This is a genomic window from Mizugakiibacter sediminis, from assembly GCF_000953855.2.
Taxonomy (GTDB): Bacteria; Pseudomonadota; Gammaproteobacteria; order Xanthomonadales; family Rhodanobacteraceae; genus Mizugakiibacter; species Mizugakiibacter sediminis.
Map to the genome: position 1 here is coordinate 1 of NZ_DF970236.1, position 1,240 is coordinate 1,240.

Here is a 1,240-nt window from a genome sequence, read left to right on the forward strand (position 1 = left end):
GCTGCGCTCGGACTGCGTGTTGTGGTTGATCAGGCTGATGCGCAGCACCTGACGCACCTCGTGCTCGCCCTGCGGCACGGTCGATTGCACGTCGTAGTCGCTGACCCGCACCTGGCGGTAGCGCGCGCGGTCGAGGTCGGTCAACGGATGCGCCTTGCGCTGCTTCGGATCGACGAACGCGTAGGCCGCTTCGAAGTCGCCCCAGCGCAGCGTCGCGGCGTAGCTGTCCAGCACCTTCTGCAACTGGTCCTGTTCGCGGCGCGTGGCGCAACCGGCCAGCGTCAGCACGACGGCGAGCACGAAAGCGATGGCGAGACGCATGGCCTTCCCCTGCGTGGCGGCGATGCCGCGATTGTGCCGCAACTCAGCCGCGGCGTTTGGCGACGAAGCGCGCGAGCAGCGTCGCCGCCGGCGCGCCGCCGTCGCCGGGCACCGTGCAGGCGGCCCGCGTGCGCGCCTTGCCGCGCTCGGCCAGCGCGGCGAAGAAGGCGTCCCACGATTCGCCTTCGGCCAGCGCCGCCACCGCCTCGAAGTCGCTCCACACCGGCGCGAGGTAGCGCACCTCGGAGTCCTGCACGAACACGTCGCAGTCGAAGCCGCGCGCCTGCAGCGCCAGCTCGATCAGGCCCCAGCCGGCCAGGGTCAGCAGCGAGGTCAGGCTGCCGCCGAACGCGCAGCCCTTGTCGTTGACGTTCGCCGCCAGCGGCGCGGCCAGCGCCAGCGTGTCGCCGTCGTAACGGGCGACGCGCACGCCGAGCGCGCGGGCGGGCGGGATGCGTTCGAGCAGGAAGTCCTGCAGCGCGACGGCGCGCGCCGCGTGATCGGCGGGGACGGACATGGCGCGCGAGTCTGCCCAGCGGAACGCTGGCGCGCAAGGCGCCGCCCTTTCCCGTAGCATCGCGCCCATGTCCCCCGCCACCGCCCAGCGGCCGCTCGCCGGCGCCGCCGTCGCGATCACGCGTCCCGCCGGCACCGGCGACGCGCTGGCGCGACGCGTGCGCGCGCTGGGCGGGACGCCGCTGCGGCTGCCGGGCCTCGCCCTGCGCGCCGCGGAAGACGCCGAGACGGCGCGGCGCACGCTGCGCGCGGCGCTGCGCGCCGATGTCGCCGTGTTCACCAGCCCGGCGGCGGTACGCTACGCCGCGCGCCTCACGCCGCTGCGCTTCGCGCGCGCCTGCGTGGTGATCGGCGTCGGCGCCGGCACGGCGCGCGCGCTGCGCCGCGCCGGCGTCGCGCGCGC

Annotated in this window: 3 protein-coding genes; 1 reads left to right on the plus strand and 2 read right to left on the minus strand. The window is 75.6% G+C overall.

Going from position 1 to position 1,240, the window contains the following annotated elements:
• Both MBSD_RS11215 and MBSD_RS11220 read right to left on the minus strand, forming a co-directional pair.
• Nucleotides 1-321: hypothetical protein (locus tag MBSD_RS11215; RefSeq protein ID WP_148667878.1), on the minus strand; the 321-nt coding region annotated here is incomplete at its 3' end.
• 43 nt (nt 322-364) lie between these two features.
• Nucleotides 365-838 (minus strand): YiiD C-terminal domain-containing protein, encoded by a 474-nt coding sequence (locus tag MBSD_RS11220; RefSeq protein WP_062537411.1) that lies wholly within the window; start codon nt 836-838, stop codon nt 365-367.
• Between the two features lie 67 nt (nt 839-905).
• On the opposite strand from MBSD_RS11220, the gene MBSD_RS11225 reads away from it, so the two are divergent.
• Nucleotides 906-1,240: uroporphyrinogen-III synthase (locus tag MBSD_RS11225; protein WP_187300657.1), on the plus strand; the 335-nt coding region annotated here is incomplete at its 3' end.